Origin of the sequence: Streptomyces sp. AcH 505 (assembly GCF_000818175.1) — a bacterium.
Lineage (GTDB): Bacteria > Actinomycetota > Actinomycetes > Streptomycetales > Streptomycetaceae > Streptomyces.
This window is the reverse complement of record NZ_JTIY01000001.1, coordinates 1931223-1936993: the sequence shown is the minus strand read 5'-3', so window position 1 is coordinate 1936993 and position 5771 is coordinate 1931223. Positions and strand designations below refer to the sequence as shown.

Annotated in this window: 6 protein-coding genes and 1 pseudogene; 3 read left to right on the top strand and 4 right to left on the bottom strand. The window is 70.8% G+C overall.

What is annotated here, in order from left to right; genetic code table 11:
• From HY68_RS09025 to HY68_RS09010, 4 genes are all read right to left on the bottom strand, one after another.
• A partial coding sequence (locus tag HY68_RS09025) for a response regulator transcription factor (RefSeq protein ID WP_241778506.1) occupies positions 1 to 773 on the bottom strand: 773 nt, incomplete at its 3' end.
• Between the two features lie 69 nt (positions 774 to 842).
• Entirely contained in the window at positions 843 to 1910 is a 1068-nt protein-coding gene (locus tag HY68_RS09020; RefSeq protein ID WP_041986690.1) for a trypsin-like peptidase domain-containing protein, read from the bottom strand.
• 137 nt (positions 1911 to 2047) lie between these two features.
• Positions 2048 to 3070 (bottom strand): LacI family DNA-binding transcriptional regulator, encoded by a 1023-nt coding sequence (locus HY68_RS09015; protein ID WP_041986687.1) that lies wholly within the window; start codon positions 3068 to 3070, stop codon positions 2048 to 2050.
• Between the two features lie 24 nt (positions 3071 to 3094).
• On the bottom strand, positions 3095 to 3904 hold the full coding sequence (locus HY68_RS09010) for a response regulator transcription factor (protein WP_041986684.1): 810 nt from the start codon (positions 3902 to 3904) through the stop codon (positions 3095 to 3097).
• Positions 3905 to 4180: 276 nt separating this feature from the next.
• Here HY68_RS09010 and HY68_RS09005 point away from each other — a divergent pair, with 276 nt between their 5' ends.
• The 3 genes and pseudogenes from HY68_RS09005 to HY68_RS43595 all read left to right on the top strand — a co-directional run.
• A complete protein-coding gene (locus HY68_RS09005; protein ID WP_041986681.1) occupies positions 4181 to 5008 on the top strand; it encodes an alpha/beta fold hydrolase in 828 nt (275 codons plus the stop codon).
• A gap of 109 nt (positions 5009 to 5117) precedes the next feature.
• Positions 5118 to 5372: a MoaD/ThiS family protein gene (locus HY68_RS09000; protein WP_041986678.1), complete on the top strand. Its 255-nt coding sequence runs from the start codon at positions 5118 to 5120 to the stop codon at positions 5370 to 5372.
• Between the two features lie 10 nt (positions 5373 to 5382).
• Positions 5383 to 5771: pseudogene (locus HY68_RS43595) on the top strand (hypothetical protein); the annotation flags it as partial.

Genomic DNA, 5771 nt, shown 5'->3' with positions numbered 1-5771 from the left:
GAGCCCGGGGCATTACCGCTCGGGCCGGTACCGCTCGCGCCCGCCGCGCCCGCCGCGCCGTCCGCCCGCAGCGCGTACCCCACGCCCCGCACCGTGTGCACGAGGCGCGGCTCTCCGCCGCCCTCCGTCTTGCGGCGCAGGTACATCACGTACACGTCCAGCGAGTTGGAGCTGGGCTCGAAGTCGAATCCCCAGACGGACTTGAGGATCTGCTCCCGCGTCAGCACCTGCCTGGGGTGCGCCAGGAACATTTCGAGCAGGGTGAATTCGGTACGGGTCAGGTCCACCCGCCGCGTGCCACGCGTGACTTCGCGGGTGTTCAGGTCCATCCGCAGGTCGGCGAAGGACAGGACGTCGTCGTCCGGCTGCTCGCCGATGGTGGTCGAGTACGAGCTGCGCCGCAGCAGGGCCCGGATGCGGGCGAACAGCTCGTCCAGCTCGAAGGGCTTGACCAGGTAGTCGTCGGCGCCCGCGTCGAGGCCGGTCACCCGGTCGCCGACCGTGTCACGCGCGGTCAGCATCAGGATCGGTACGGTCGAGCCGCCGGCCCTCAGCCGGCGCGCGGCGGTCAGGCCGTCCATCCGGGGCATCTGGATGTCGAGGACGATCAGGTCCGGCTGGTACGCCTCGGCCTTGGTGAGGGCGTCGTACCCGTCCACCGCGACCTCGGTCCCGTAGCCGTCGAAGGCGAGACTCCGCTGCAGCGCCTCGCGTACGGCGGGCTCGTCGTCGACGATCAGGATTCTCTGCGGATCGCCTTCGGCGGGACTCATGGCGCGTCCTCTCTCGGTTTCGTCGGCGGCTGTCCGCCTCCTCGGGACTCTCTTCAGGAGACCATGGAATCAGTTCGAGCCGCCGTCACGCAGGTTGGCCAGGTCCGCCTTGATGGTGTTGGCGGGGATCGCGAAGCCCAGGCCGATGCTGCCGCCGGACCCCGAGTCGCCGCCGTCGGCGCTCTGCGCCGCCGCGTTCGCCGAGTTCAGTCCGACGACCTGGCCGTCCATGTTGAGCAGGGCGCCGCCCGAGTTGCCGGGGTTGATCGCCGCGTCCGTCTGGATCGCCTTGTACGTGGTCGTCGAGCTGCCGGTGTCCCCGTTGAACTGCTGCCCGCCGAACTGGAACGGCCAGTTGTCGCCCCCGCCCTGGCCCTGCTGCTCCTGCCCCTGCTGCTGCGACTGGTCCTGGCCGTCCTCCTTGGGCACGGTGACGTCCCGGTTGAGCGCCGAGACGATACCGGTGGTGACCGTGCCGGTCAGGCCCTCGGGGGAGCCGATCGCCACGACCTGGTCACCGACCCGGAGCTGGCTGGAGTCCGCGAAACCGGCCGTCTTGAGCCCGCTCGCGCCCTGGAGCTTGATCAGGGCCAGGTCCTTGTCGGGGTCGGTGCCCACGACCTGCGCGGTGTACGTCTTGCCGTCGCCGGCCTTGACGGAGAGCTGCGAGGAGCCAGCCACCACGTGGTTGTTGGTGACGATCTCGCCGTCGGACGTGATGATCACGCCGGAGCCCTGCGAGGTGCCGGAGCTGGACGTGGCGGTGATCTCGACGACGGTCGGGGAGAGCGCCTGGGCGACACCCGCGACCGTGCCCTTGCTGCTCTGCGAGACCGTTGTACCGCTGACGGCGCTGCTGGTGCCGTCCCCGCCGTTGTCGCTGACGTGCTCCACGAGCGCGGCCGAACCGCCCCCGACGACCGCCGCCGCGATGGCGACAGCGGCGAGGAGACCGACCGGGCCCTTGGCGCGGCGGCCGTGGTGCGCGGTGTGTGCGGTGGGCGCGTACGCCGGGGGCGGCGGGAAGTCCGCCCCGTACGGCTGGGTGTGCTGGTGCTGGGTGTACGGGTCCTGGTGCTGCGGTTCCTGCCGGCTGCTGCTGTCGTCGTCGCCGCTGTGGCGGAAGTAGTTGGTCATGTCACTGACTGTCGCCGCCGGACATGAAAACAGGCTGAGTACGCTGTGAGAAGGCCGACAGAACCGCGTTCGCCCCATATAAAGGCCGCCAAATAAAGGCCGTCACACGAAGGCCGCCGCGCGTCAGGGGCGGGGTGTCACTCGCAGCCGCAGGAGCGCCGCACGATCAGCGCCGAGGGGAACTGCTTCACCCGCTCGCGCCGCGACCCCGCCACCCGCAGCCCGTCGTCCAGCACCAGGTCGACGGCGGCCCGCGCCATCGCCGGTCGGTCGGAGGAGATCGTCGTCAGGGGCGGGTCGGTGAGCCCGGCCTCCTTGACGTCGTCGAAGCCGGCCACCGCCAGCTGCTCCGGTACGTCGAGACGCAGCTCGCGCGCGGCCCGCAGCACACCGATCGCCTGGTCGTCCGTCGCGCAGAAGATCGCCGGGGGTCTGTCCGGGCCCGCGAGCAGGTCGAGCGCGACCCGGTAGGCGTCGTAGCGGTTGTAGGGCGCCTGGAAGAGCCGCCCCTCGATGGACCGGCCGGCTTCCTGCATCGCCCGCCGCCAGCCCTCCACGTGGTCGGCCACCGGGTCGCCGACGGCCGGCGTCGACTCCATGCCGCCGAGGCAGGCGACGTACGGGTGGCCGTGCTCCAGCAGATGGCGGGTGGCGAGCTGCGCGCCGCCGATGTCGTCGGTGACGACGGCGACGTCGTCGATGGCCTCGGGGCGTTCGTGCAGCAGCACGACCCGTGCGTCCCAGGCCTCGATCTCGGCGGCGGCGCGCTCGCTCATGCCCTGGCTGACCAGGATCAGCCCCGAGACCCGCATTCCGAGGAAGGCCCGCAGATAGTGGACCTCGCGCTCGTCGCGGTAGTCGGAGTTCCCGACGAGGACCATCTTCCCGCGCTCGGCAGCCGCTTGCTCGACGGCATGTGCCATCTCGCCGAAGAACGGCTGCCGGGCGTCGGGGACGATCATTCCTATGAGGTCGGTGCGCCGCGACGCCATGGCCTGGGCCACCCGGTCGGGGCGGTAGCCCAGCTCCTTGATCGCGTTGAGCACCCGCTCGCGCGTGGCCGGGGCGACCGGCCGGGGTCCGTTGTTGATGACATAGCTGACGACAGCGGTCGAAGTCCCCGCCAGTCTTGCCACATCGTCCCGCGTCACCTTGGCCACGCGCGGCAGTCTACGCGTGGTGAACTACCGGTCGGCAGGCCGTACCTCGGCGTGCTCGGCGGGGGTGTCCGCCGCCTCCGCCGCGGGTTCCGCCGATGCCGGCGCAGCGGCCGTCGCGGACCCCGTACGGGCCTGGTGGCCGGGGACCTCGCCCTGGTCGGGCTTCTCCGGCGTGACGAAGCGGTAGCCCACGTTGCGTACGGTCCCGATCAGGGACTCGTGCTCGGGGCCGAGCTTGGCGCGCAGCCGCCGTACGTGCACGTCGACGGTGCGGGTGCCGCCGAAGTAGTCGTATCCCCACACCTCTTGGAGCAGCTGGGCGCGGGTGAAGACCCGGCCGGGGTGCTGGGCGAGATACTTCAGCAGCTCGAACTCCTTGAAGGTCAGGTCCAGGACCCGGCCCTTGAGCTTCGCGCTGTAGGTGGCCTCGTCGACCGAGAGGTCGCCGTTGCGGATCTCCATCGGGGAGTCGTCCGCGGTGATCTGCTGCCGGCCCATGGCCAGCCGCAGCCGCGCCTCGACCTCGGCGGGGCCCGCGGTGTCGAGCAGCACGTCGTCGATGCCCCAGTCGGCGGTGACGGCGGCGAGGCCGCCTTCCGTCACGACGAGGACCAGCGGGCAGCCGGGTCCCGTGGACCGCAGCAGCTGGCACAGCGACCGCACCTGCGGCAGGTCGCGGCGGCCGTCGATCAGGATGACGTCGGCACCAGGTGTGTCGACGAGGGCGGGTCCCTCCGCCGGGGCCACCCGCACGTTGTGGAGCAGCAGTCCTAGGGCGGGAAGCACCTCCGCCGACGGCTGGAGGGCGTTGGTCAGGAGCAGCAGTGAACTCATCGCCGCTCACCTGCCTGAGCCGTACAAGCCGTACATAGGTCGTGCGTGGTTCGCTTGCCCATCACGTCGGTTCCTCCTCGGTCCCTGCGAGGACGTATGCGGCACTGTTGGATCCGTGGTTCGGGTGGATCCGGTCGTTCTGATGGTTCCGGTCGAGCTGGTATCGGGCTGTGTCGCCCATTCCCGTCTGTTCATCTGTCTGTAACACCGGACGGGAAACACAAAAGGACCCGGGGGCTACGTTGCCCGGATCCTCTTGGAAGCAGAATAGCCCACATGCGTTCCGTGTCAGAGGGGCAATCCCGCAGATCATCTGTTTCCTCCCACCCGGCGGAGGCGGTACGGACCGTCCTGCGCACCGAGGACGGGGTCCGGATCGAGGCGATGTACGAGCCGTGTACGGCAGATGAAGCCGGCGATCCAGCACCCTCGCCGGGGACGGCGATCGTCGTCGCGCACGGCTTCACCGGGTGGCTGGAGCGGCCGGCCGTGCGGCGCGCCGCACGCGCGTTCGCGCAGCGTGCGGCCGTGGTGACCTTCTCGTTCCGTGGCCATGGCGGCTCCGGGGGACGCTCCACGGTCGGTGACCGTGAAGTGCTCGATCTGGCCGCCGCCGTGGAGTGGGCCAGGTCGCTCGGACATGAGCGGGTGGTGACCGTCGGCTTCTCGATGGGCGGCTCCGTCGTGCTGCGGCACGCCGCGTTGCACAGGGGGCGCACGGAGTCGCGGACGGACGCCGTGGCGTCCGTAAGCGCTCCCGCCCGTTGGTACTACCGGGGTACAGCCCCTATGCGCCGCGTTCACTGGGTGGTAACACGACGGGTCGGCCGGATCGTCGGCCGTTACGGGTTCCACACGCGCATCGTCGACCGCGACTGGGACCCGGTGCCGCTGTCCCCCGTCGAGTCCGTGCCGCTGATCGCGCCGACCCCGCTGCTGATCGTGCACGGCGACCGCGACGGCTACTTCCCGCTGGACCATCCGCGCATGCTGGCCGCCGCCGGGCCCGCCGAGCTGTGGGTGGAACCGGGGATGGGGCACGCGGAGGACGCCGCCGACGACGAGCTGCTGTCCCGTATCGCGGACTGGCTGATGAAGCAGTGACGAAGCGGCAATGAGGGAGCAGTGCCTCGCATCGGCCATCATGGGGGGCCACACGAGGCAACGGACCGCCGACGGAAGACGGAACGGGAAGACCGAAGGGAGAGCCGCTATGGCAGCGGGCACGATCCGCTACTGGGCCGCGGCGAAGGCGGCCGCTGGCGTCGCCGAGGAGCCGTATCTGGCCGATGACCTGGCCACGGCGCTCGACACGGCACGGCAGCGGCACCCGGGCGAGCTGGTCCGGGTACTCCAGCGGTGTTCGTTCCTTGTCGACGGTGACCCCGTCGGGTCCCGGGAGCATGAGACCGTACGGCTTGCCGAGGGCGGCACGGTCGAGGTGCTCCCGCCGTTCGCAGGAGGGTGAACCGCAGAAGATGAGCAGCGATCAGCAGTATCCGTACGGCGAGCAGAGCGGCCAGACCGGCCAGGGCGGCCAGTACGGCGGGCACCAGCAGCCGAACGGGCACCAGCAGGGCAACGGCCAGCACCGGGCCAACGGTCAGCACCGGGCCGACGGTCAGCCGCAGCCGAACGGCCGGCCGCAGCCGCAGCCGCCGTACGACGAGTACGGCCGGTACCCGCAGGGGCAGGCGCCGTACGACCCGGCGCCCCAGGCCCCCTCGTACCCGGAGCCCGCCTACCCGGACCCCTCGTATCCGGACCACGCGTACCAGAACCCGGCTCAGGACCCGTCGTTCCAGGACCCCGGGACCCAGACCTGGCAGGGCCAGACCTGGGACACCCAGTACCAGCCGCAGATCCA

What these genes read in the sequence shown, in the direction of transcription:
- HY68_RS09020 (WP_041986690.1), bottom strand. Translation starts at nt 1,910, where the DNA reads ATGACCAACTACTTCCGCCACAGCGGCGACGACGACAGCAGCAGCCGG.
- HY68_RS09010 (WP_041986684.1), bottom strand. Translation starts at nt 3,904, where the DNA reads ATGAGTTCACTGCTGCTCCTGACCAACGCCCTCCAGCCGTCGGCGGAG.
- HY68_RS09005 (WP_041986681.1), top strand. Translation starts at nt 4,181, where the DNA reads ATGCGTTCCGTGTCAGAGGGGCAATCCCGCAGATCATCTGTTTCCTCC.
- HY68_RS09000 (WP_041986678.1), top strand. Translation starts at nt 5,118, where the DNA reads ATGGCAGCGGGCACGATCCGCTACTGGGCCGCGGCGAAGGCGGCCGCT.